The following is a 23,061-nucleotide window of genomic DNA, read 5'->3' on the forward strand; positions in this document are numbered from 1 at the left end:
TTTTCCCGTTACGGTTTATTTCGCACAGTAGAGCGAGAACAGGTTGCAAAGAAAGAATGAGTTTTCCGTATCCGGGGCCAGCTCTATCCCAAAGCCGTCAAGGATTGCGCTGTTCGTCGCCTCGATCAGCGGGAAGTCATCATCACCGGTAATTTCTGCAAGAAGCTCCTCGTCCAGCCCGTGTTCGATTGGTTCGCCGGAAAGAATACGATCCGTCGCCCGAGCGAGGTGGGTCATGGCTAGCTGTAATTGCTCTGCTGATGTGTCCAGCTGCCATTCAGAAACCAGCAACTCGACGGCTTTTACCGTTCCGTCATGAGCAACTTGGGATATCACCCCAGCCTCCTTAAGTAACGCTAACCTTTGCTGCATTCTTCCTCCGCATCTTTGCTAATAGCTCGGCGTTATCTCGCCTGCCACGACTTTTTTCTGGTGAGTGTTCAGAGCATCCTTGTCGATCAGATTTCTCAAGAGCGCTTTAATATGCAGTGCCTCATTCCGAACCAGTAGTACCGCTTCAGAGGCCATTTCACAGTGGGAGATATGGTTTAGTGACTTTTCAGCAAGTCCGAATTTATCCATATCGATGGCTTCCGTCAGCCAAATCACCGCATCTATTTCCCCACAGGCTAAATGGGCCAGACTGTCACCGTAATTGATTTCGACAATTTCAATGTCTTGATCCTGCAAAGCCTGCCTGGTCAGGATCTGCTGGTCAGGTGAATCCGGATCGACACCGACACGCCGGATGGCATCATATTCACCCTTACGGTAAATCACCCTGTGATCATGTGAATAGGAATTTTCTCCCAAATCAACGGCAATGGTTAAACCGTCGCAGTAATTCTGTGCAGCAAGCTTCGACATAATGGCAATGTCATGCACGCCGGAGCTTAACAATTTCGCTCTGACCCCGGCACCTCGCATGTGGGCGAAATACAACGGCAAACCGCCTATCTGAGTCTTTAATCCGCTGGCTAATCCCTCGGTATGCTTGGTATAAGGTAACGGCATAGCACATACGACATTACCAAGCCCCGCCAGGCGAACAATTTTTTCACTGTCCAAATGAGAGATATAAGTACCATTTCGGCCTTGTCTCGAAAGCGCTATCACGCCTTCCGCTTCAATTTTTTTCAGGGCTTTTTGGACTAAGCCAACCGACAGTTCAAATTCTTCAGCCAACGAGTCAATAGTACGTAAACGAGCACCTTCTTTTTGAGACATCAGATATCGGGCAATATTAATGACTGCGGCCCCTTCTTTTTTGATGTACTTCTCGGTCACACTTAAATCTTCATTTTTTTGAATGTTTAAATAATACGCCTATCGTTAACTAAGTAAATTAGTGTTGGGCATAAATGAGATATAGGTCAAAAAAGAAATTTCACGAAGCTTACTAACATCAGGTTAGCTTGTTAGAAGGTCCAGTTTACGGCACAAACGTATCCATTCTTTTGCCTTGCTAGCCACTTCGCATACAGGACTCGCTGTCATTTAAGGATGCTCAGCCTGTTCTCATTGCCTTGAACACCTTCACTACCTTACCCATAATCAAGTTCCATTGTTGTTTTGTTAACCGAATACCAACCATACGCTCACACCCATCATGAGGCTTCCCGCAATCCTATTCATCAGCATGACATTGCCTCTTTGTTGGAGCAGGCCGCGCAGGGTGCGACCGCCAGTGGCGTAAAGCAGCATACAGATCAATTCAAAACACAAGATCACACTAATCAGAATGGTGGCCTGCGGACGCAGCGGCAGACTCGCATCGATAAACGGAGGCAGCAGTGAAATCATAAACGCCCACGCTTTCGGATTGGCAATAGCGGTAACAAATCCCTGAGTGATCAACGCAATCGGCGTAACGTTGACCTGATTATCCAAGTCGGCCGGAATAGCCATTTTTCCGCGTGAACGCCACATCTGAATCCCCAGGAAAAGCAAGTAGGCTCCGCCTAGGTATTTCAACGCCAGAAAGATGTTAGGACGGGCCAGCAAAATCGTTGCGACGCCGATCAATGCTGATATGGAAACTAAGGCAACACCAACTAGCTCACCCGCCATCATCCACAAGCTCCGACGAACGCCAATAGTCATACCCAAGGTCATCGCCAGGGTCATACAAAGTCCCGGCGTGGCTGACACCGCAAAGAAGGTCGGTATAAATATGATTAAAACAGAAGGATCCATAGCACTCTCAATGTTAAATAGACAAATAATTTATATTCCCTGAAAGCCATGACCAGAGCAATAATTAGCTGCCGGCTATCAATAGACTAAGCCATTGTGACTGGGATATTCCAACGACCGACGATCAAGCACAGACATCTTGATACAGCTGATCGGCCAATTGTTGTAACACTTCGCCTTGCGGATGGGTATAAGCAAATGTTCTCAGGCCATATATTCCCATCACAAAATAGCGTGCTAAATCAGCGCTTTCTCTCTGCGTCGTCAGTTCACCAGTTGATTTTGCTTGCTCAAACTTATCGGTTAAGGCTTGCTGCCAATTCGCTAAGCTTTCAGAGATCATGTCTTGAACTTCCGCATCTTGCTCGCCCACTTCATTGAGTGCTTTCGTGAGAAGACAAGCTTGGGCAGCGTCGCAGCTCTGGCACTTTTTAACGATACTATTCAGGTAGTTTTTCAGCTCGACTAATACCGGTTGTGAGCCTGAAAAAAAACCTTGAAATTCAGTATTCCTATCTTGTCTATATTGTTCTAAAGCTGCCAGTAACAGGCCACGTTTATTGTCAAAAGCACAATAGATTGAGCCCGGATGTAATCCCGTCGCCTTAGTCAAATCCTGCATACTGGTTTTGCCGTAACCTTTATGCATAAAAGCGATCATGGCAGATCGCAGTACTTTTTCTCGATCAAACTCTGCATTTCTCATCGCTTTTTCCACACTTTTAGCCTTATCTGATTTGATTGTACTTAAAATTGAATGTGTGTTCAAAATAACACTTGAATGATCGCTCAAGAAAAGGCATCTTGAATGAACATTCAAGAAAGAGAGGTCGCTATGACTGATAACCTATTCCAACCTTATGCTTTAAATAGCACTATTAGCCTAAATAATCGGATCTTAATGGCGCCACTAACCCGGTGCATGGCCGACGGCGAGCTAGTACCAACACAAGCTATGGCTGAATATTATGGTCGTCGAGCCGAAGCAGGTTTAATTATTTCAGAAGCGGTGATTATTCGCCCCGATGGTCAAGGTTATCCAAACATCCCCGGTCTATTTACGGCAGCTCAAATCAATGGCTGGCGCAAAGTAACGGATACCGTGCATCACAACGGCGGTAAGATTTTTGCCCAGTTGTGGCATACCGGCCGTGTTGCCCACCCTCACTTTTTTGGTGACGGTGAAGTCATGGCACCTTCCGCTGTCGCTGTTGAAGGCAGTGTACCGAGAATGCGCGAATTGACATATCAAGTGCCTAAAGCTGTCACCCATGATGATATTGCGCAACTTGTGCAGGATTATGCTCAGGCTGCCAGCAATGCTATCGATGCGGGATTTGATGGTGTCGAGATCCATGGCGCAAATGGCTATCTTATCGATCAGTTCTTGCACCATGACAGCAACCGACGCACCGATAAATACGGCGGCAACGCTGAAAATATGTCTCGATTTTCCTTAGCTGTGGTTGATGCTGTTGCTGAGCGTATCGGAAATGAAAGAACGGCACTTCGGTTAAGTCCTGGCGCCTATTTTAATATGGCTGGCGATAACCGTGACCGTGACGTATTTGATTATCTGTTGGCAGAGCTTGAACGCCGAGACTTAGCATTCCTGCATATCGGTATTTTTGACGACAGCATGGAGTTTGATTATCTCGGTGGCCGAGCATCAAGTTACGTGCGGGCTAATTACCGTAAAACGTTAGTGGGCGTCGGAAGCTATACGGCTGAAGCCGCTAGCACCGCAATTGCCGATGATAAGTTTGATTTGATTGCGATAGGTCGCCCTTTCATCGCAAACCCGGATTATGTCGCCAGAGTACGTGAAGGTATTGAATTGGTGAACTATTCAGATGAAATGCTGACCAGTTTGATCTAGCAGAACCAAAGGGTAAAAAGATGGTCGTCTGATCACGACGGTTTCATAGTATTACCACAACCTGGCTAGATTATTTTATGTCTTAAAAACAGCCGTTGAACTAACCCGGTATGGGTAAATGCCCGGTCTTAACCAGAATAACCGTTTCTTGGGTTACGAAAGGATCATGTTCACTCATATGCGGGCTTCGTATCCAGGTATTCGCGGGATAGCGGCCATGTTCATCTTGAAATTCGCCCGATAAAACCAAGATTTCTTCGCCTCCAAAGTGTCGGTGTGGTTGAAACGTCTCGTTGGCCGGCCACTTAACCAGCGCGACATGTTCGTGCTCAAATTCGTGGAGCGGCATGACTTGCAGTCCACCGATCCCAGGCAACCAGGGCATTGTGGAGGTATCAATGCGTACCTGTTTATTGTCACCGACTCTAAATTGATTGAGTTTTACAAAGATGATGCAGCCTAGTTTGCTAAAAGGCGTATGATGGCTTCCTGGCGGATTACGGATATAGGTGCCTTTTTTATAATCGCCCGTTTCATCAGAAAATACGCCATCCAAGACAAAGATTTCTTCACCCTTTGGATGCTTGTGGACGCTAAAACTGGCTCCTTTACCATATTGCACAATGCTCGTTACATGACCGGCCTCCTCATCGGTACGAGCAAGTGGTTTACGAAGCACCCCCGCAGAAGGGCTGGAAACCCAGTCTATCTGATTCGTATCAATAACAACGCGTTTGCTGAAATCTAAATTAAGCATAATTAAAGCCTGTTTGATTAAAATTCACCGTACCATTACAACCCGACATGCAACAGAGCTTCGCAAACAGGCCGTATCGGAAAGTATCTACCCTGTTATAGCGTAAGATATAATCAATTGAAATTACTCATCAGGCCATTAAAACGGCAGCCACTCAGTTTCGCATTACTTATTTGAAATAATACAATATTATCATCCTCACACAATGCTCAATCTTTTACCCTAACAGGCGTAAAAAATGTCATATTTCCTCTTTGATAGCAGCACGATAAGGACAGAAAACCATGCTCAGAATTGATTGTAAGGAACGCAAACATTGGCGTGAGGTTGCGGCAGAATTTGGATTCGGCTTTCATTCCATGTACGACGATCCTTACTGGGATGAAACGGCCTATTATCAATTCACTTTAGAGCAAATCGAGCGGGATCTCGAAGATCCGACCGAAGAAATCCACCAGATGTGTCTGGATGTGGTCGATACGGTTGTACGCGATGAATACTGGCTACAGAAATTTCAGATCCCGGAAATGATGTGGCAAAACGTACTTGATTCCTGGCAGCGCAAAGAACCATCACTCTATTCCCGGTTAGATTTTGCCTACGACGGCACAGGCCACGCCAAACTGTATGAAAACAATGCTGATACACCGACGTCTTTGTATGAAACTGGCTTCTGGCAATGGCTGTGGCTAGAAGATCAGGTTAAAAGCGGCACGCTCAGACGTGATGCCGATCAATTTAACCTGTTGCAAGAACTGCTGATCAACCGCTTTAAGGAACTGTCAAACGTACAACCGGGACAGACATTGCACTTTTCCTGTTGCAAAGACACCGAAGAAGACCGTGGTACCGTGCAATATCTGGAAGATTGCGCCAAAGAGGCCGGGCTCTCGACCGCCTTTGTCCATGTTGAAGATATCGGCCTGAATGGTAAAAATGAGTTTACCGACATCAAAGATCGTCCGATCCGCTGGATGTTCAAGCTCTACCCGTGGGAGTTTATGTTCCGTGAGGAGTACGCAAACAACCTGACAGACGCCAAAGTGAACTGGCTTGAACCAATGTGGAAATCAATCCTGAGCAACAAAGCCCTGTTACCATTGCTGTGGCAAAAGTTCGAAGGCCACCCCAACCTTCTACCTACCTACTTCCCCGATGATCGGAAGCTCAGCAACCTGAAGGACTATGTCATCAAGCCGATTTTTGCCCGTGAAGGAGCCAATATAGAGATCGTTCAAAACGGGCGGCAGACACTGAGAACCGAGGGACCTTATGGCGACGAAGGGGTCATTTATCAGGCCTATCACCCACTGCCTAAATTCGGCGATTACTACACCCTGATCGGCAGTTGGCTGGTCGATGATAAACCGGGCGGCATTTCCATTCGTGAAGATATATCCAAAGTGACACAGGACATGTCACGCTATCTGCCGCATATTATTTTATAAGCTCTCTACAGGCCACGCTGCCACTCCTGACGCAACGATATCGCATCAGGGTGGCTGATCGCCAGATTCACCAGCTGCAATAACGTCTCTTTATCTCGACCGAGGATCCCTTTCAACACGAGGTAATTCGACGCATGATCGGAGCGGAAAAGAGATTGTTGTCAGCTACGACTACGAGTTTGAAAGCCTGGGTATTTTCTACAACACAACAGGTGAAACGATCACTGAAATCGACTTTTACGGTCAGACCCCATACGGGAAGCTACCACGGGTAGAAACAGTTAAGGCTGCCGCGTACTGGATCATCTGGGCTAACTTCTTCCCAGAAACGGATATCAACCGCGTTTAATCATTTTTCTTTCACCCTCAAAGCAGTGGCCGATTCCGGCCACTGCTTTTTTTATCAAAAATCTTCTTTCACCTACAAACCCATTCGCACCAATTCACGCTTAAACTTATACAGAGATCCATTTATAGGTTAATTTTATGCGCATATTGGCTCTGTTTGTCACCAGCATTCTGCTGTTTTCCTGCTCTAGCCTTCCGGAACCTGTTCCGGAATCGATTCCAGAACAAGCCCAGTACTATCCGGCACCGTTGCAGGAGTGCGTCGTTAAATTGACTGATTTCAAGCGAACGGTACAACAGCAAGGCGTGCAAGATGCACAGCTTCTATGGCTTCCCCAATACCCACATCTGGCTTTTGACCGCTTTAGCCTATCTATGCTCCCCGAATTGAACTCATCACAGGATAAAAAGCAGTGGCTTCGCTATGTCGCCGGACAGGCCGCCATTCAACGCCAAGTGGAATACCAGAATTTAACAAATAAGAAAGCGATAGCATTTGCATACCAGGAAAACTGTGCCCGGCTGCTTGTAGATGCATCTCTCTACAATATGAACTTCTGGTTCGGACTGCAGCAATCGCCACCGGTTATTCCTTCTGACTACCAAACCTGGCAACGGGTTGTCGGCCTGTACCCCATTAGCAAGCTATTTGCAGGCCCCTCTATCCAGTCTGAGAAGATGCGGATACTCGGTGGGTTCCACCAGCCATTGCACGACTATAGCATCGCGTATGCTGTGGCTGACAAACCGAAACTGACTCAGCAAGAAATACAAATCTGGTTCAAACAGGCAAGGGAGAAATCCAACCTGGACTGGCCTTTACTGACAGATAATCAAATGGCCAGTTTATCGGATTTTCATACACCGGAATTTCTCATTGAGTCGGCCTCGCTAGACGATAAGCCGGGGCAGGTAGAGTACCAAAAAAGTGGCCAGCCACGTGTAGATACAAACAAACCGATTCTCTATGTTGGTCAGAGTTTCACCCGGTTTCATGGCAATATTTTACTTCAATTAAATTACAGCCTCTGGTTTGCAAACCGAACAGCCAAATCAGCTTGGGATCCCTATGCCGGACGATTCGATGGCATTTTATTCCGGCTCACTTTAGACCATCAGGGGCAGCCTTACATTCTCGACAGTATTCATCACTGCGGCTGCTACCATATGGTTTTTGCCCTGGATCCGCAGTTGAAGTTTGCGGCCAGAAAAACTGACATTGAAGCGCCCATCACACTACAGGTGAGTCCGAAAAGAAATGCAAATACCCTGAACATCACGTTATCCCATGGGGACCATATGATTAAAGGGGTGCGCTGGATTCAGAACAACTCTCGGGTTCGCCACTTAGCTCCGCTCAATTATCAGCGGTTGCGTAGCTTACCGACTCAGACCGAACAGAACAGAAACCTGTTTGACGAACAAGGTATGTTGATGGCCAGTAAACGGTTAGAACGTCTTTATTTGTGGCCATTTGGTGTGAAGTCACCTGGCACGACACGTCAAATCGGTCACCATGCCGTTGCTTTTATTGGCGAAAGGCATTTTGATGACGCTTCTATGTTAGTGGCTCTGTTCCTGAACCCTTATAACAATCTTAGTCATCCCATAAAAAACAGCCATGAGCCGGAAAATAGCAATCACCGGCTCTCGATATCTCCGATTATCAGCTTCCAGTAACAATACTCAGTGAGTCTTTAAATTCATCCACAGCACGAAATCTAAGTCGTGCATCTTCGCATTTATTTCTATACTGACAATATACTTTTTTGTAAGGCCTTGTTGTATATATCCGGCTAGCACCCGGTTGCTATATCAATCTCATTCAGACTTCAGAAAGCTTGCATGCGCTATAAACTCCATCTCAAATGCATACCCAAAATTTATACGGCAGCGCATAAAACAACCATATCGGTGGCCTCATCATATACAAACAAAAGATGAGTACATCGCTATCTAATCAAACGGGATGAAGTGACATCGGGATGACAACCAGCACAGTAAATACAGTAGTCACAGCCAGTTTACTCGCCGCTTTGGTAACAACTGCTGCAGATGCGGATACCAGCTTTGACGATTATGGTCCGCTGAAAACCTATGCTCAGTCCCCCCTGCAGTCAAATAGCCTAACCCCTCTTTTACGGTCCGGGTTCAGTAACAGACCGGGGGCCGTCGAGCTATATGCAACTGGCACTATGGCCAGTATTTGGGCTGAGACTGAAGATTACACTGCCGACTATTATCAGAATGCCCTGACAGTCGGCGGCCAATGGCAGGTGGACGAAAGGTGGACGATCGATCTCGATTACACCTGGCATTTTGCCGCAAATAACCATCTGGATAACTTAACCACGATATTCCATGACACGTTTGGTCTCAGCCAAAACGGCAGAGAGAATGTTGACGATCATTCGTTTGACATTTCAGATCCGGAACATGGCATTGAAATTCATGATTTCAGAGGAGAAACCCTCAGTAACGCCATCACGTTATATAGCGGCTATCAGCTAATTGAGACTGATCGTCACGGTCTGTCGGTGGGGGGCGCACTGTATTATAACTACGTATCCAGCGGACCATTTAAAAACAACAGCTTTGAGCAATCACTGCAAGCTAACTATGGTTACCGCACCGGCAGGCATCGCATTTATACAACATTGGGGGTGTCACACCGCCGTGGTGACAAAGCTCTCGCTGATCTTCCCTATAAGAAATACGCCTTTATGGCGTCAGTAGGCTATCAGTTTGTCCTAACCGAGCGTCACCGAATTTTACTGGAATACCACCTTTATGAAGGCGCCAGCGAGACGAGTTCAGATCTGTCGCAGCCCTCAAATGAAGTGCTGCTAGGCTACCGCTATCACCTCAATAACGGTGCGGTGGAAGTTTCTATGATTGAAAATGTCTTTAATATGGATAACAGTGCAGATATCGCCTTTACTTTAGGCTACCGTCATCGTTTTTAGATAATGCCAATCGGGATAATTTACAATGTAAAGTGACCTTGAAGATTTGCCAGTGACCATGGATTAAGCCGTTGCCAGATTCTGCTGGCGTACTTTGATTTTCATCTGCGCCAGAGCCACACCGCCCAGTACCATCACACCGCCGACATAGTGGTAAGACGCTAACTGCTCATTTAAGATCACACTGGCAATCGCAGCCGTCATCACCGGCATTAAGTTCATAAACATCGCCGTACGATCTGCACCTAAACGCTGAATACCCTGTAACCAGCACCAAGGTGCAATGACTGAAGCAGGGATCGCAGCATACATAATTAGCGGCAAAGCCTCAGACGTGATAGCAATACGTTCGCTGCTGAACAGCATTGGCGTTAACATCATTACCGCAAAAACACCTTGCACATACACCGACTGCCAGTTAGTTAATGGCATCTGCCAGCGTTTAAGCAACACACAATACAGCGCATATACAAATGCAGCAATCAACAGCAGACCATCCCCCTGAGTAATACCCTGTGCTGCCAATATGTGGACATCACCATGGCTCAACATCAGCACTAACCCGCCTAGAGACATTACCGCTCCCACAATGGCAAGGGGAGATAAGCGCTGCCCTAACAGGGGCACGCTCAGGAACATACTGATCAACGGAACCAGCGAAATAATTAACGCCATATTGGTCGCTGTCGTTGTCACGGCGGCAAAATAGCCCAACGACTGGTTCAGTACCATGCCAAGCAAAGCCAGAAATACCAGCTTAGACAAGTGAGGCTGAATGGTTTTTCTGTGGCACCAGACGGATTTTGCAACAAAAGGAGTGAGCACCAACATGGCAAAAAACCAGCGATAGAATGAGATCGCACCCGGATCAATCACGCTAGACGAAAGTTTGTTGACGATGGCATTCCCTGCCCAGATAGAAACGGTTAATAAGGGAAATAAGTAGAACATTGTTTTCCTTGTAGCTGAATTGATAGGAATCGGCTGTTTGTCTTTTAAGTATTCTGGCAGGTCATTTAAGATATAAATATCTCTAATCAGACATAGTGGCTCTATTGTCAGACATTTGGTTTTTTATTCACTTAAGCAAAACAATTTATCGCCTGACGGAAGAGGAACAATGCAATCAATATATTGATTTATAAGAAATAAATCCAAACCCTAAAATTATAACCATAATCTTTCCTGCCAAGAAACAGTGTAAAGTCATTAAGGAATGAACATCTTTTGTGATTGATTTATCGTCGAACAAAATGTAGCGTGGTCTGACCAGATTGCAATTGAAAAAGGAATTTCCAATGCGTAAGAATCTCAAAACCTATCACCGTTTAATAAAGTTACCTTTCGGTCATAAATTATTTTCCCTGATAGTCTGTCGTGTTGCTCCTTACTTTTCTTCCATTAACCCCCTTATCACCGAACTGAAGCCCGGTTATGCCGAAGTCAGCATTAAGAAGCGACGCAGGGTCTATAACCACATCAACACCGTTCATGCTATCGCTATGTGCAATATGGCAGAGCTGGCAGCAGGTATGATGACAGACGTGTCAGTGCCGGAAAAAAGCAAATGGTTACCAACCGGCATGACGGTACGATACTTAAAAAAAGCAAAAACCGATTTAGTCGCCGTCGCAACTGGAGATAATATTGAATGGGGCACCGAGGGGGATAAGATAGTCCCGGTCGAAGTCACCGATACCGAAGGCAATGTGGTGTTTTCGGCCGAAATCACCATAAATGTACGGCTGAGCTGATTGATACCATGCGGAAAAAAGCCGCATGTGCGGCCATTTCCCCGACAGGGATCGTTATTCCAGTTCCATCAATTATCTAACCATTCCGATAATTCATGAATTTGGTCTTATTTAGAGTCGTCCTTAGCATCACAAAATAACGTCGTGGCCAAGCGAGCCAGATTATATGCATCGACATAACCCGAATGCTGTCGCCCTTCCCACTCGATCCCGGCCATTCCCATCGCCGCTCTCTGCCCACAACGCTTCTTGGTAACATGGCGTTGCAGCCTGAATATGGTTGCCAGATTAAGATATTCGTTAAACGGTACTTTTAAGCCTTTCGCTTTGCATTCTGCTCGTAAAATCAGATCATCGCGGCCCCAGGCTGCATAGATTTTATGGCGACCACCGAATTTCTGCTCAATCGATTTCAGAATAGTTGCCAGCGGCTTACCGTTTTTCTCAATGACTTCCGGCCTGATGCCTGTCAGCTCGGTGCAAAACGGGGAAACCTCATCATGCTCAGGCTTGACATAATGCTGGGCGCGGCGAATGATCTCACCGGTATCCAAATCAAGCTCTGCCAATCCTATTTCTATTATTTCGCCGGTATTCGGTTCCCGGCCATCATTCCAACAACACATTTCGAGGTCAAAACAGACTATTCGATTAAAATTCATCACCTTTCCGGGCACGACGCAAAAACAGCGTGGCATCATAGCATTTAGGGCTCTGTTCGCCAAAGCGGGAAAGGTGGAAAAGCATTCTCAGGCTACTGATAACGAGGTAACTCGCTGTTCCGAAGGGAGCTGCAACCATGATTCGGCAAAATGAACATAAACCTCTTCTTCATCACACAGCTATGCAGAGAAATGCCCTTTTAGCATCGGAGGTCATACAAAAGGTCAATCAAGGAGGCTCGAGCATATTGAGACCTTTGCATTGACTTGAAGAATACAAAAGCCCCACTCTCCTTACCTTGGCTGGATTGCCCGTATCGCTGCGATAACGGGCTGTCGCATTGCAGAGCTTACCCAGCTACGAAAAGCAGATGTAAAATAAACAGAAGCTGGAAACTGGTACATTTCAATCCATGAGGACTACGACGGTAACTCGGTAAAAAATTCAAACTCTATACGTGATGTTCCGCTTGTGGACGGCGCGTTCGGATTCGACCTGAAGGCATTTATCTCCGAGGTAGTTGAGACGCTTGACGATGGTATGGATCATTTGTTCCGAACCAAAGGGAAAGCAAGGAACACGATCAGTAACTGGTTTAGCCTGGCTATGAAGCACTTTAAGGGCAAACTGACTAACTCAATATCTTTCCATTCGTTCAGACACTCACTCAGTACCTTGTGCCTTAACAGAGGTATGCCTGAAGCGTTTACCTAGCTTGTTCTGGGTCATGATGGGGGGACGATTACTTATGGGTTATATGGAGCTGCGGGGGTTAGCATCGATGTACTGCATGATGAGATGGTCAATAAAGTGTTCGCAACCTAATTATCATATGTACTAATGGGCACTAAAGACGCGATGCAATCTGACAGTCAGTTAAGTATAAGTAAGGTGTTTTCAGTGATAACGCTGCGCTTTGCGTCGACAATCTGATTACTCTCCTTTTCTATAATTACTTTCTATACTTAGGAAACTCTAATGGATTTTTGATATAGGGAAATTGGGGATGAAAAAGTCTCAAAAGATACTGGCTTCAATTCTGATTATGCTAATAAGCATGGTACAGATTCCTATGGTGCAGGCGGCAATAATCACCACCGATGAAGCAATTCAGGTTCAGCAGAATGATATAAATCGGGAATATATACTCTCTATGCTACAAAAGGATGAACTGCAACAACATCTGGCTGATTATGGATTGGATGCACAATTAGCCGCAGAAAGAGTCAGCCATATGAGTGATGCAGAGATAGCATTGCTCAATGAAAGATTAAATGAAATGCCTGCCGGAGAGGGGGTTGTAGGTACAATAGTACTGATCTTTATAGTCTTTATCATCACAGATGCTTTAGGTGCTACAGACATTTTTCCTTTTGTTAAGCCAATCAATCGATGAAGTTATCAGTTCTACTGACTTATCGTTATGCCAATGTATGGGTGATTGTCGTAACCTTTTTGCTCTCCGGATGCAGTTACCAAGGATTATCGCGCGAGCAAATCGATAAAGAACCACCACTTCCTATGAGTGTTGATCTGGATGGAACACCTTTCTTCCCACAGGAACGTTATCAGTGTGGACCCGCTGCACTTGCGACAGTATTGAATGAATCGGGTATTGACACAAATCCCGAGGAACTCACACCCTACGTATACCTTCCCGGGCGGAAGGGTAGCTTACGTGTTGATATTGTTGCGACAGCCCGTCGTTTCAAGCGTCTACCCTATGAATTAGAAGGTAGCCTAACTGCGGTCTTTACTGAATTAGCGAGTGGGAGGCCTGTTCTGGTGATGCAGAACCTAGGATTTAGCTGGTTTCCACAGTGGCACTATGCGGTGATTATTGGCTATGACCTGAACCAAAATACAGTCACCCTTCGTTCGGGGAAGGAACGTCGCCATGTTATCCCTATTTATACATTTGATAAAACCTGGGAGCGAGCGGGACGTTGGGCATTAATTACAGCAAAGCCCGATCAGATCCCCATAACGGCAGAAGCCACCAGCTATGCTCGTGTTGTACATGATATTGGAAAACTGTATCCAGACGTGGCTATCTCCGCCTATCAAAAGGCGGTTAATCAGTGGCAACATGAACCGCTTTTATGGCTTGCATTGGGAAATATGTTTTACCAGCAGAAGGAGTTTCAAAAATCGGTAAACATGTTCAGTGAAGGGCTGGCATACCATCCATATAATGTTCAGCTTTGGAATAACTATGCCTATGGACTTAGTGCTCAGGGGTGCCAAGCAGCGTCACTGGCTGCGATTAACTGTGCAGTTCAGATAAAACCGAGGAACCTTGATCTCAAACAAAGCCTCTTGGAATTGCGTGAAACCAAGGTTAGCGCACTTCAACACTGTGAGGTTTTGTCTTGCCCAGAAATAAACACCGCCAATCAGACTGACAGCTAAGACTTAGTTTGAACCTTTACGATCGTCTGACTATGATTTAGCGGATAACAATCAGAGGCCACCTACTAACCGATGTTGTCCATATATGCATCTCTTTTTATTGAGAGGCTTGGAATCAGGTTATGTGAAGAGAAGCGGGGGATTTACGTCTGGGGCAGTTCCCTCCCCTGTTCAACAGCCTATAAAGAATCCATACCCTTTTTGATCGTTCCACTCAACAATTTTACCATTCATACTCAAAATTACCTTTTATGGACTAGCCCTGTTAAGGTGTGAAGCACGCAATACCGAAGTTTCTGCATTGCGCCTTAAACACCGGAAACACCGCATACTAAAAATGCCACGCGTGCTGAATCACTCTTAAACAGTTTGTTAGCTTTTAATACCGCCCCATTCCATGGAACATTCCACCAAACAAGGCCATTAAAAGACCAAAAATAATACTCAGGATTATAAAGGCGGGGATCGAAGCAATTGCCAATTTAACCATAAAAATAACCATCGACATAAAGGGCATTTTTACATCTACAACAGTAACCTCTTGTTTATCATTTTCTACAGGCATAACCATTTCCTTGTAGTTAGTAATACGCAATTAGTTTAGAACAATTGGCAATGTAATTCTTTGAAGTGTCTATTGTTTATCTTGAAAGCTAACATTTCATTCAATGAACTCGGTTCGTAAATCTCCTGTTTATAAGTAAATATACGAATAAAATATGCGATCTGAATCCCTGTAGCTCACCATTTCTTTTTGTAGGGAGCTAGATTGATGATAATGCGAAAACGCCACGCTACCACCCTTAAACAAAAGTCCACCACTGTCTTTTAAAGTAGGCAATTCTATCACTGCATGCATGGTTTTTGGGGGGGCTCAATATTATGTGAACGTAGGTGTAATAAGTAGAATAAATCCAAGTTTACGACTCTGAAGTAAGAGGACGCGTTCTGTCAGAGACACGATCCATGCCTATGAACCCTACAAATTGAAATGACCGATAAGTTTCTAGGGTTTGTAGGGTGTTCAAGTAGGAGGCGAGATTGATGCTCACAAGCAACGCGCGCAACTGAAGTGCCTTCTCGAATCGATCAGCAGCCTTGCTGGCTAAACCATGCTCAAGATACGAAAGGCTTTGCGTGGTGAGTTCGGAGCGATATTCTTCTGGAATTTACAGTAGCGCTATCTGGGTATTCGCCTTCTTCTGATGTGTGCCGATGGCCTTGAAGATACGATCCGTCTGCCATATGCATAACACTACCTGGGATGTTCAGAAAGTTCATCTATACGATAAGCGTTGGCAGAAATGATGAGATTGCGATGTGAAGCGGCGGATCCCGCCGAACTTATATGTAGCATCATAAAAAGTCAGCTCACGGAACAGGGTGCAAACCTGATACATTGACAAAGCCTCTGGCGATAAGACGGTGTCTCGATAGAATGCCGAGCACCCTTAAAATGCTTGTACCACCTCTGAACAGATAGTTTCCACCTTGGTACTTGATGGCTTCAGGTTTTATATTTAATACCATCTCCGCATATTGATATTAGATTGGCGTTGATGAGTTGATTCAGATGATTTTAAAGAGCCACCTCGTTACCCTTTATGTCCATCTTAGATGCAAAGTGATTTCTCAGACTAGTGACTTTTTCGGGACATTTTTCCTTTGACCGAGATTTTAGGCTGTTAATCAGCTTTTTGTTTCATTTGAAACACAAGCTAGCTTGTTTACAGATGCGACCATTGGACGTTATGTGAGCAATAGGTGGAATGAAGCCGTTATCGTTAGATATTATGTCAAAATCGGTCTGCACGCTGTATCAACTCGTGTTCAGTTGTTCACAACAGAGTGAACATTGACTTTAGGTTCGCTGATCAAAAACGGCCCAGAGCTGATGCCCTGGGCCGTTTCTAATGCAATCATAACCCCGCAGGGTAAGAATCGATTAAGCGTGCAGCAGCGCCATAGATTCTTTGGCAATAACCCACTCTTCGTTGGTTGGGATTACCATCGCAACGGGCGTGTTTGGCTTGGTGATGATGCCACGGTTACCAAAACGTGCCGCGGCGTTTGCTTCTTCGTCTTCACGGTAACCGAAAATCTTCAGGTTCTCTAAGATCTTGCTACGGATCGGCTGCGAGTTTTCACCGATACCGGCAGTAAAGATGATGCCGTCCAGCTTATCCAGAGCCACCATGTAAGAACCGATGTATTTAGCAACACGGTAAGTGAAGATATCAAATGCCAGAGTGGCGCCTTCGTGGCCATTTTCCATCGCTTCGATAATGCCGCGGCAATCGCTGGTCAGGCCAGACACTCCCAACAGGCCCGACTTAGAGTTAAGCTCTTTGAAAACGTCTTCCGGAGACCAGCCTTTTTTCAGCATAAACTCGATGATGCTTGGATCAAGATCACCACAACGCGTACCCATCATAAGGCCAGATAACGGCGTAAAGCCCATGCTGGTATCAACACTTTTCCCGTTCTTAATCGCACAAACAGAGGCACCGTTGCCTAGGTGAACAGAGATAAAGCTGCTCTCATCGATAGGCTTATTGATCATCTTGGCAGCTTCACGGCTGACGTAGTAGTGGCTTGTGCCGTGGAAACCATAGCGGCGGATACCGTATTCTTTATAAAGCTTCTGAGATATCGCCCCCATGTAAGCCTTCGCAGGCATCGTCTGGTGGAAAGCAGTATCGAATACCGCGTATTGTGCCAATGTCGGGAACGCCTTCATCGCCACACGCATGCCTATCGCATGGGCAGGGTTATGCAGTGGAGCCAGATCGCTCAGGTTCTCAATTTCCTGCACAACAGATTCGTCAATTTTAACCGTTTTGGTAAACTTCTCACCACCGTGCACAACGCGGTGGCCAACAGCGACAATATCCTGCTTAATGCCTAAATCTTCAAGCAGGCCTACAATACGGTTTATGGCCTGCTGGTGGTGATTACCAGAATCATCAAGTTTGTATTGCTGTTTTTCGCCGTTGATCTTCCAGCTAACGTTAGCTTCAGGTAGGCCAAAGCACTCACCAAGACCACTCAGTGTTGCCTCACCGCTCACAGTATCGATTAGTGCAAATTTAAGTGAAGAACTACCAGAATTGATTACAAGAACTAGAGAATTGCTCATGGTTATCTCATCAGAATATTAAGGGCAAAAGTAAGGACAAAATGTTTGTCCTGTTACACGTCATTTTACATCAGCCGAGGAAAATGTGTGGAGCAGCATTTTCTCAGCATTATTTATCCTGACCATACTACTCAATTTTTTTTGAAAGTCTCAACTTTTGTTTCCAAAAAGCATGCTTTTCTAAAAAATTACTACTTCAGATCAACTTTCAGGTATAGATAACGATTACATACGTACAAAATCCAACCATAAACTTAAAATTAGTTTGGCTTTTTTCTTATTCGCAGTCTGTCACCCAACATGGGGATAACGGACGATGCCATAAACAACAAATAAATGTCTGGCATTGCGCCTAATAGGGGACGGCTTGCCCTTCTGACTGAAACCACTGCCGCAGAAAAGTCATCAAACACCGAATTCTTGGATTGACATGCACATCGCGGTGACAAACCAGCCACCATTCAACTGGTTCGATATTCGTCTTAAAAAATAGCTGTACCAGTTCAGGGTACTGCTTAGCAATATCGACAAATGTAACAGTGACGCCGGCTTTAGCCCGCACTAAGCTAAGCTGCATCTGATAACTGTCGGTACGCAAAATAAAATTCATTTTATCCAGGGTTACTCCCGTATTTTCAGCACCGTTGATATACCGCTTATTATTATCAAATCCGATGATACGGTGAGGTTGACTATGTAACACCTTCAGCGACTCTGGCGTACCAAACTCAGTCAGGTAGTCTTGGTGCGCGAAAAAACCTAGTGCTTTATCCGCTAGATGGGTGACAACCAGATCCGGCTGTTCGGGTTTATTCTGGCAAATTGAAATGTCCGCATCGCGCTTATTCAGGTTCACCTTGTCGTTCGAGACTAAAATTTCGACTTCTATGGATGGATATTCCCGTTGGAACGCTGAAATCGCTTCGGGTAGAAAGTAATAGCCCATCAATTCACTCACCGCGAGCCGGACATGTCCACCAAGATCCGCAGCGTTCGCATTCACCTGACGCGCAAATCGCTCAGCACCAGAGGCCGTATCCCTCGCCGATTCCAATAGCCGGATCCCCACCTCTGTAACTTTCAAGCCACTGGTAGAACGCTCAAAAAGATTGAGCCCGGTTTTCTCTTCCAGTGCCTGAATATGTCGACTAACCGTCGGTTGGGACATCCCCAATATTTGTGCCGCTGCTGACATACTGCCTTGTTCAGCAACAGCAAGAAATATCCGAATACTATCCCATTCCATACTATTCATATCCGTATACCTGCCATACCTCCGTGTCTCTTTACTATATCGTTAATACGGGACATTCTGATAAAAGAAACAATGATATAAGTCGCATGAATGGATTAGACGAATGAGAAAAGCCTTGGTGTTCGGAGTCTGTCAGGAAATGGGTTCTAACCTTTGCCACGCTTTGGTACAACATGGCTGGGAAGTGGTTGGCATAGTAAAAAATAGTGACGATAATGCCCCCATTATCGGTAATCTCACATTAGTTGAGTTAGAAGCTAACGATCTCGATTTTCTTTATCAGCTTGCTCCGGACGTTGATACGATTTTTTTTCACCAAGAAGAAACTAATAGTAACAATCGCGACCTCACCTTTAAGTTAGAACAGATCATAACGTTAGCCGAGCTATTTCATTTGCAGCTAATCATTACGACCAATAAATATCACATTAAACAAAAATCATCACCTGCTCTTACTTTTTGCGATAACAAACACCCGGTCAGGGTGGGTTTATCACCCAGGTTCACCAACCGGTTGCGCCAGGCCGAAAAAGCTGGGGCAAAGATTTTAGTATTATGTTTCGGTCACACTTTAAGTTTCAGCCATAACACCTGTTATCTAGGGATGTTAATCAAAGAAACCGAACACAAGCTTATAATTCAATCACCTAGTTCGGAAATGTTGGCACACTACTGGACCTACCTGCCAGATCTGGCCGCAAACCTGGTGCAGTTGGTTACCCTCCGGCAGCTAGATTTTTCCGCTTTTAATGTCATCTACTACCCAGGCCATAAAGCGAGTATGAATGATATTGCCCGCTGTCTGGCATTGAGCACGGGAAAAACCGTCGCCATAACCCCTTTATATTGGTCTGTGATGAAACTGATTGCGCTATTTTCTCCACTGTTCCGGGGCTTTTTAAGAATTCGAAGTCTTTGGCAGCAAGGCGTGAATCTTCCGATCAATGCAATTGGAGGGATATCAACCAGCAAGTTCATTCACACCCCACTGGAACTGGCGCTCCAGCGTTGCTGGAACAATAAATAAATTATCGTTATAACGGCCTGGCGATAGTTAGGAAGGGCCTCGTAAATCGACGGAATAATAGAGCGGTGTCGGTCTGGGTCTTATCTGATGGTCAAGCCGTCGCCCCTTTTCCAATGATAACGCAGATACAAGCAAGGCCGCCATCGGCGACCTCTTTCCGTGTCAGTGACGTAAGCCGCTAGTCTTTAAAAATCGAAATTTACGCCTGCAAACAGACCATCCGTCTTAGCATCTAAATCAGTGCTCAAGTCATCAAATCCGACTAAATCAAGTTGATGAACTCGGTATCCCGCTTGCAGTTCAAGATCAAAAGCATAAAGGCCAATCTCATACTGAATACCGACTGACGCATCAATCATATGGTTGTCGCTATAAGCGATACCATTACCTTTTGCAAACACAAACAACGGCGTTCCAGGAATACCGACTTCAGCCCCTGCGTATAAATGCGGAACAAATCCACTGAATTTCTCAAGTGAAATGCCAATGATTTTACCATCAGAAAATTCAGAGATGCCAACACCTGCATCCAGTGATACTAAATCATTGTCCAAAAACTCATAATACAGCGTGTAATCACGCTTAGTGTAGGCATAGTCATCGTTATCAACTTCAGACTGACCTATTTTAAAATTTGGAATAAGCGGTATAAAATGCTCTAGAGAAGCTTCAAAAGTGTAACTATAGTCATCCCCATCAACTTCCGAACCTGCAAAATTATGTGTTTGTTGCCACATATTTACTTCAACATCCGCACCCAGCATCACGTCAGCAGAAGCCATAAACGGAGCGGCTGATAACATCGCGGCTAACATTGTTTTTTTCACTTTTATTGTCCTTGATAATGTCTAAATGTAATTTGCAGTCACGCCAGATAATAGTGACAAATTCACATTGTCACTATCATGCTCTCGCGGTCGCCATATTATCATCATTATCAATAGTAATACTGGTCTTATCTCTAGAATGAATGGCTGCTCAAATTCCCATTGCCGCCATTTATCTTCCCAGCCGCTTGATCAACGTTGCCTAACTGGATCCGAGTCATATTTTGAACAAAATTCTTTTTCCGGAGGCTGGGAAAGCATCGACATGGCCACCAAGGCAGCCATGTTGATGCTTTATCGTGAGAGATTACGAACGTCGGTTCTGACACCGTTATAAATTCATCAGACTTTCCAACATTTCTTCTTGACTAGTAAACTTGAACTCCGCCTCCTGAGATTGAGTTCGTACTACAATTTCGCCCCTAAAGAAAATCTCCTCCTCGAGAATTTTCTCAACAAACCCAATAGCATTATCCGCAGAGTGAAAATGCGTCGAAATATTATCAGACAAAATAGTACAACGTAAAAGATCCATCTTTTCTCTCCATAAAGTTTGATAATCAAGGCTAAAATACCCCTCAATGAAATCGATTACACTGATCTGAGTCAATATTCCCCATCCGCATAGAACGCTGCCAGATAATTCAGAGTATGCTCCTTGGGCTAATTTCGGTATCTACCGATAGGTCTTTTTTATTGTGCAAAGTGCCGGTAACGTTCAAACAATCCTTCAATATCAGAACTGCAGATTAAATCCATATTCTCTTGCAACGTCTCCAGCGGCCAAGACCACCATTTCATATCAAGCAACATCGCGATTTGCTGCTCAGTAAAACGCTTCTTAACTGCCATTCCCGGATTTCCGACAACAACGGTATAAGGCTCGACGTCTTTGGTGACGACCGCACGGGCACCAATGACGGCACCATCGCCAATGGTGACACCGGGCATAACGACGCATTCACTGCCAATCCAGACATCGTTACCGATAATAGTGTCACCTGTGCGTTCAAAACCGGATTTTACCTTTTCACCAAACACTTCATAGTCAAAAGGAAAGGAGGATATCCAATCGTGCCGGTGACCCTGGTTGCCAGCCAGCATAAAGACAGCGCCCGAAGCGATGGAGCAATACTTGCCTATGATCAATTTATCAACTTCGCCGAAGACCCCTGATTCCCACACCTTCTGGCTTGAAGCATCACCCAGCAGATAATGAACACACTGATCTTCAAAATGTTTCTCGTGGTAATAGCCTGAATAGTAAGTGTAATCACCCACCTGGATATTCGGGTTGGTAATGTGTTTTTTCACTTCATATCCGCCAAGCCAGCTCGGAAAAATTGATGATGACATAATTATCCCTTTTCAATTATCGTAATGCTTTCCAATCAGATCTGATCGGCAATGATCTACAGCGCGAGCCTTATAGTACTGCGTGTTGATTCTACTTTTTCCCAAAAGTATATACCCAACCCCGTTCAAGGTGCGGAATAAGCACTTATTCTGCGAATTCAATTCAAGCACATTTTACGAAGACGTCGTTTGGGTATCGCGCTGTTAGCCCTATCGACAAGTGACAGGCTCTGGCTCTCACTTTTCCACACAGTCTCAGCCGTTAAGCCGATTAAGCTAACAAATACATAATACGCATATTGTAGAAACACTCGCGCTGTATTAACCGTATAAGAATGTAATAGAACTTGGGATCGTCCGCGATGAACAGAGAGTGTAATATCCGGTGTGTCATCTTTGATTGCGATGGCACTTTGGTTGACAGTGAAAAGCTGTGTAATCAGGCATTAGTCACTATTTTTGCCCAATTTGGTGTGACTCTCAGTCTTGATGACTGCTTACGGCATTTTCAGGGCGGAAAAATGGCTGATATTCTCGCTGATACCTGCAAAAGAGTCGGCTTATTGATTTCTATTGATATTCTCGAGCCCCTTTATCGCCAGGAGTGCGAACGGTTATTTGAGCAAGGTTTGAATCCGGTTCAGGGAGTACCAGAACTGCTCAAAACACTTGTCGCTAATGATTATGAAATGTGCATCGCTTCTAATGCCCCGGTCAGCAAAATTGAGCATACTTTGCGCCTGACCGGACTGCTACCCTATTTTGAAGGCAAGCTATTTAGTGCATTCGAAGCCAACAGCTGGAAACCGGAACCGGATATATTGCACTTTGCCGCCATGAATATGGGAGTATCGCTCAAACAATGTGCTTATGTTGATGACACGGTGAAAGGCGTTCAGGCTGGTATCAACGCCGAGATCCGAACATTTCATTTTCTGACCACTCCGGAGTCAGTACGGATTGATCATCCTAATGTCACAACACTTACCGCGATGCCTCAACTGCTTGAGTATGTTTAGTGGCGGTTATGCAAC

General features: G+C 45.2%; 22 protein-coding genes. 9 read left to right on the forward strand and 13 right to left on the reverse strand.

Features of this window, described 5'->3' with window-relative positions:
* Window positions 1–15 precede the first annotated feature (15 nt).
* The 4 genes from R3289_RS12160 to R3289_RS12175 all read right to left on the reverse strand — a co-directional run bounded on the left by R3289_RS12160 (window position 16) and on the right by R3289_RS12175 (window position 2,902).
* Window positions 16–372, reverse strand: coding sequence for a hypothetical protein (locus tag R3289_RS12160; protein WP_318925810.1), 357 nt, complete (start codon window positions 370–372; stop codon window positions 16–18).
* A gap of 18 nt (window positions 373–390) precedes the next feature.
* The gene (gene yhfZ, locus R3289_RS12165; protein ID WP_318925811.1) at window positions 391–1,287 is read right to left on the reverse strand and encodes a GntR family transcriptional regulator YhfZ; all 897 of its coding nucleotides are present in this window, start codon (window positions 1,285–1,287) and stop codon (window positions 391–393) included.
* Window positions 1,288–1,575: 288 nt separating this feature from the next.
* Window positions 1,576–2,196, reverse strand: coding sequence for a LysE family translocator (locus tag R3289_RS12170; RefSeq protein ID WP_318925812.1), 621 nt, complete (start codon window positions 2,194–2,196; stop codon window positions 1,576–1,578).
* A gap of 124 nt (window positions 2,197–2,320) precedes the next feature.
* Complete coding sequence (locus R3289_RS12175) at window positions 2,321–2,902, reverse strand: TetR/AcrR family transcriptional regulator (RefSeq protein ID WP_318925813.1); 582 nt, start codon at window positions 2,900–2,902, stop codon at window positions 2,321–2,323.
* Window positions 2,903–3,031: 129 nt separating this feature from the next.
* On the opposite strand from R3289_RS12175, the gene R3289_RS12180 reads away from it, so the two are divergent.
* Window positions 3,032–4,075 carry an alkene reductase gene (locus R3289_RS12180; RefSeq protein WP_318925815.1) on the forward strand — a complete coding sequence of 348 codons (1,044 nt, stop codon included), beginning with the start codon at window positions 3,032–3,034 and terminating at the stop codon, window positions 4,073–4,075.
* A 100-nt stretch (window positions 4,076–4,175) separates the two neighbouring features.
* Here R3289_RS12180 and R3289_RS12185 read toward each other — a convergent pair whose 3' ends face one another.
* Complete coding sequence (locus R3289_RS12185) at window positions 4,176–4,832, reverse strand: cupin domain-containing protein (RefSeq protein ID WP_318925816.1); 657 nt, start codon at window positions 4,830–4,832, stop codon at window positions 4,176–4,178.
* Window positions 4,833–5,116: 284 nt separating this feature from the next.
* On the opposite strand from R3289_RS12185, the gene R3289_RS12190 reads away from it, so the two are divergent.
* The 3 genes from R3289_RS12190 (at window position 5,117) to R3289_RS12200 (ending at window position 9,594) form a co-directional block, all read left to right on the forward strand.
* A complete protein-coding gene (locus R3289_RS12190) occupies window positions 5,117–6,280 on the forward strand; it encodes a glutathionylspermidine synthase family protein (RefSeq protein WP_318925817.1) in 1,164 nt (387 codons plus the stop codon).
* A gap of 486 nt (window positions 6,281–6,766) precedes the next feature.
* Window positions 6,767–8,308 (forward strand): hypothetical protein, encoded by a 1,542-nt coding sequence (locus tag R3289_RS12195; protein ID WP_318925819.1) that lies wholly within the window; start codon window positions 6,767–6,769, stop codon window positions 8,306–8,308.
* Between the two features lie 305 nt (window positions 8,309–8,613).
* A complete protein-coding gene (locus tag R3289_RS12200) occupies window positions 8,614–9,594 on the forward strand; it encodes a DUF3187 family protein (RefSeq protein WP_318925821.1) in 981 nt (326 codons plus the stop codon).
* A gap of 63 nt (window positions 9,595–9,657) precedes the next feature.
* On the opposite strand, the gene R3289_RS12205 is transcribed toward R3289_RS12200, so the two are convergent.
* Window positions 9,658–10,545: a DMT family transporter gene (locus tag R3289_RS12205; RefSeq protein WP_318925822.1), complete on the reverse strand. Its 888-nt coding sequence runs from the start codon at window positions 10,543–10,545 to the stop codon at window positions 9,658–9,660.
* 347 nt (window positions 10,546–10,892) lie between these two features.
* On the opposite strand from R3289_RS12205, the gene R3289_RS12210 reads away from it, so the two are divergent.
* Complete coding sequence (locus tag R3289_RS12210) at window positions 10,893–11,348, forward strand: hotdog fold domain-containing protein (RefSeq protein WP_318925824.1); 456 nt, start codon at window positions 10,893–10,895, stop codon at window positions 11,346–11,348.
* 107 nt (window positions 11,349–11,455) lie between these two features.
* Here R3289_RS12210 and R3289_RS12215 read toward each other — a convergent pair whose 3' ends face one another.
* Entirely contained in the window at window positions 11,456–12,010 is a 555-nt protein-coding gene (locus R3289_RS12215) for a 3'-5' exonuclease (RefSeq protein WP_318925826.1), read from the reverse strand.
* A 1,007-nt stretch (window positions 12,011–13,017) separates the two neighbouring features.
* Here R3289_RS12215 and R3289_RS12220 point away from each other — a divergent pair.
* Window positions 13,018–13,407, forward strand: coding sequence for a DUF6627 family protein (locus R3289_RS12220; protein WP_318925827.1), 390 nt, complete (start codon window positions 13,018–13,020; stop codon window positions 13,405–13,407).
* Window positions 13,404–14,423, forward strand: a complete 1,020-nt coding sequence (locus R3289_RS12225; protein ID WP_318925829.1) for a PA2778 family cysteine peptidase — start codon at window positions 13,404–13,406, stop codon at window positions 14,421–14,423. The genes R3289_RS12220 and R3289_RS12225 overlap by 4 nt, the downstream gene beginning before the upstream one ends.
* Window positions 14,424–14,802: 379 nt before the next feature.
* On the opposite strand, the gene R3289_RS12230 is transcribed toward R3289_RS12225, so the two are convergent.
* The 3 genes from R3289_RS12230 to R3289_RS12240 all read right to left on the reverse strand — a co-directional run bounded on the left by R3289_RS12230 (window position 14,803) and on the right by R3289_RS12240 (window position 18,817).
* Window positions 14,803–14,988, reverse strand: a complete 186-nt coding sequence (locus tag R3289_RS12230) for a hypothetical protein (protein ID WP_318925830.1) — start codon at window positions 14,986–14,988, stop codon at window positions 14,803–14,805.
* A 1,380-nt stretch (window positions 14,989–16,368) separates the two neighbouring features.
* Window positions 16,369–17,562: an acetate/propionate family kinase gene (locus R3289_RS12235; RefSeq protein WP_318925832.1), complete on the reverse strand. Its 1,194-nt coding sequence runs from the start codon at window positions 17,560–17,562 to the stop codon at window positions 16,369–16,371.
* A gap of 352 nt (window positions 17,563–17,914) precedes the next feature.
* Window positions 17,915–18,817 carry a LysR family transcriptional regulator gene (locus R3289_RS12240; RefSeq protein WP_318925833.1) on the reverse strand — a complete coding sequence of 301 codons (903 nt, stop codon included), beginning with the start codon at window positions 18,815–18,817 and terminating at the stop codon, window positions 17,915–17,917.
* Between the two features lie 103 nt (window positions 18,818–18,920).
* On the opposite strand from R3289_RS12240, the gene R3289_RS12245 reads away from it, so the two are divergent.
* Complete coding sequence (locus R3289_RS12245; protein ID WP_318925834.1) at window positions 18,921–19,844, forward strand: hypothetical protein; 924 nt, start codon at window positions 18,921–18,923, stop codon at window positions 19,842–19,844.
* Between the two features lie 185 nt (window positions 19,845–20,029).
* On the opposite strand, the gene R3289_RS12250 is transcribed toward R3289_RS12245, so the two are convergent.
* The 3 genes from R3289_RS12250 to R3289_RS12260 all read right to left on the reverse strand — a co-directional run bounded on the left by R3289_RS12250 (window position 20,030) and on the right by R3289_RS12260 (window position 22,027).
* Complete coding sequence (locus tag R3289_RS12250) at window positions 20,030–20,671, reverse strand: TIGR04219 family outer membrane beta-barrel protein (RefSeq protein ID WP_318925835.1); 642 nt, start codon at window positions 20,669–20,671, stop codon at window positions 20,030–20,032.
* Window positions 20,672–21,002: 331 nt separating this feature from the next.
* Window positions 21,003–21,206 (reverse strand): hypothetical protein, encoded by a 204-nt coding sequence (locus R3289_RS12255; RefSeq protein WP_318925836.1) that lies wholly within the window; start codon window positions 21,204–21,206, stop codon window positions 21,003–21,005.
* A gap of 158 nt (window positions 21,207–21,364) precedes the next feature.
* The gene (locus tag R3289_RS12260) at window positions 21,365–22,027 is read right to left on the reverse strand and encodes a CatB-related O-acetyltransferase (protein ID WP_318925838.1); all 663 of its coding nucleotides are present in this window, start codon (window positions 22,025–22,027) and stop codon (window positions 21,365–21,367) included.
* 362 nt (window positions 22,028–22,389) lie between these two features.
* Here R3289_RS12260 and yieH point away from each other — a divergent pair, with 362 nt between their 5' ends.
* Window positions 22,390–23,046 (forward strand): 6-phosphogluconate phosphatase, encoded by a 657-nt coding sequence (yieH, locus tag R3289_RS12265; RefSeq protein ID WP_318925839.1) that lies wholly within the window; start codon window positions 22,390–22,392, stop codon window positions 23,044–23,046.
* Window positions 23,047–23,061: the final 15 nt, after the last annotated feature.

The organism is Photobacterium sp. (assembly GCF_033720175.1).
Lineage (GTDB): Bacteria > Pseudomonadota > Gammaproteobacteria > Enterobacterales > Vibrionaceae > Photobacterium.

Excerpts from the sequence above, each read along its gene's own strand:
- R3289_RS12220 (WP_318925827.1), top strand. The coding sequence starts at position 13,018 with ATGAAAAAGTCTCAAAAGATACTGGCTTCAATTCTGATTATGCTAATA.
- R3289_RS12180 (WP_318925815.1), top strand. The coding sequence starts at position 3,032 with ATGACTGATAACCTATTCCAACCTTATGCTTTAAATAGCACTATTAGC.
- R3289_RS12245 (WP_318925834.1), top strand. The coding sequence starts at position 18,921 with ATGAGAAAAGCCTTGGTGTTCGGAGTCTGTCAGGAAATGGGTTCTAAC.
- R3289_RS12235 (WP_318925832.1), bottom strand. The coding sequence starts at position 17,562 with ATGAGCAATTCTCTAGTTCTTGTAATCAATTCTGGTAGTTCTTCACTT.
- R3289_RS12170 (WP_318925812.1), bottom strand. The coding sequence starts at position 2,196 with ATGGATCCTTCTGTTTTAATCATATTTATACCGACCTTCTTTGCGGTG.
- R3289_RS12205 (WP_318925822.1), bottom strand. The coding sequence starts at position 10,545 with ATGTTCTACTTATTTCCCTTATTAACCGTTTCTATCTGGGCAGGGAAT.
- yieH (WP_318925839.1), top strand. The coding sequence starts at position 22,390 with ATGAACAGAGAGTGTAATATCCGGTGTGTCATCTTTGATTGCGATGGC.
- R3289_RS12215 (WP_318925826.1), bottom strand. The coding sequence starts at position 12,010 with ATGAATTTTAATCGAATAGTCTGTTTTGACCTCGAAATGTGTTGTTGG.
- R3289_RS12175 (WP_318925813.1), bottom strand. The coding sequence starts at position 2,902 with ATGAGAAATGCAGAGTTTGATCGAGAAAAAGTACTGCGATCTGCCATG.
- R3289_RS12230 (WP_318925830.1), bottom strand. The coding sequence starts at position 14,988 with ATGCCTGTAGAAAATGATAAACAAGAGGTTACTGTTGTAGATGTAAAA.
- R3289_RS12240 (WP_318925833.1), bottom strand. The coding sequence starts at position 18,817 with ATGAATAGTATGGAATGGGATAGTATTCGGATATTTCTTGCTGTTGCT.
- R3289_RS12255 (WP_318925836.1), bottom strand. The coding sequence starts at position 21,206 with ATGGATCTTTTACGTTGTACTATTTTGTCTGATAATATTTCGACGCAT.
- R3289_RS12185 (WP_318925816.1), bottom strand. The coding sequence starts at position 4,832 with ATGCTTAATTTAGATTTCAGCAAACGCGTTGTTATTGATACGAATCAG.
- R3289_RS12210 (WP_318925824.1), top strand. The coding sequence starts at position 10,893 with ATGCGTAAGAATCTCAAAACCTATCACCGTTTAATAAAGTTACCTTTC.
- R3289_RS12195 (WP_318925819.1), top strand. The coding sequence starts at position 6,767 with ATGCGCATATTGGCTCTGTTTGTCACCAGCATTCTGCTGTTTTCCTGC.
- R3289_RS12260 (WP_318925838.1), bottom strand. The coding sequence starts at position 22,027 with ATGTCATCATCAATTTTTCCGAGCTGGCTTGGCGGATATGAAGTGAAA.
- R3289_RS12225 (WP_318925829.1), top strand. The coding sequence starts at position 13,404 with ATGAAGTTATCAGTTCTACTGACTTATCGTTATGCCAATGTATGGGTG.
- R3289_RS12200 (WP_318925821.1), top strand. The coding sequence starts at position 8,614 with ATGACAACCAGCACAGTAAATACAGTAGTCACAGCCAGTTTACTCGCC.
- R3289_RS12160 (WP_318925810.1), bottom strand. The coding sequence starts at position 372 with ATGCAGCAAAGGTTAGCGTTACTTAAGGAGGCTGGGGTGATATCCCAA.
- R3289_RS12190 (WP_318925817.1), top strand. The coding sequence starts at position 5,117 with ATGCTCAGAATTGATTGTAAGGAACGCAAACATTGGCGTGAGGTTGCG.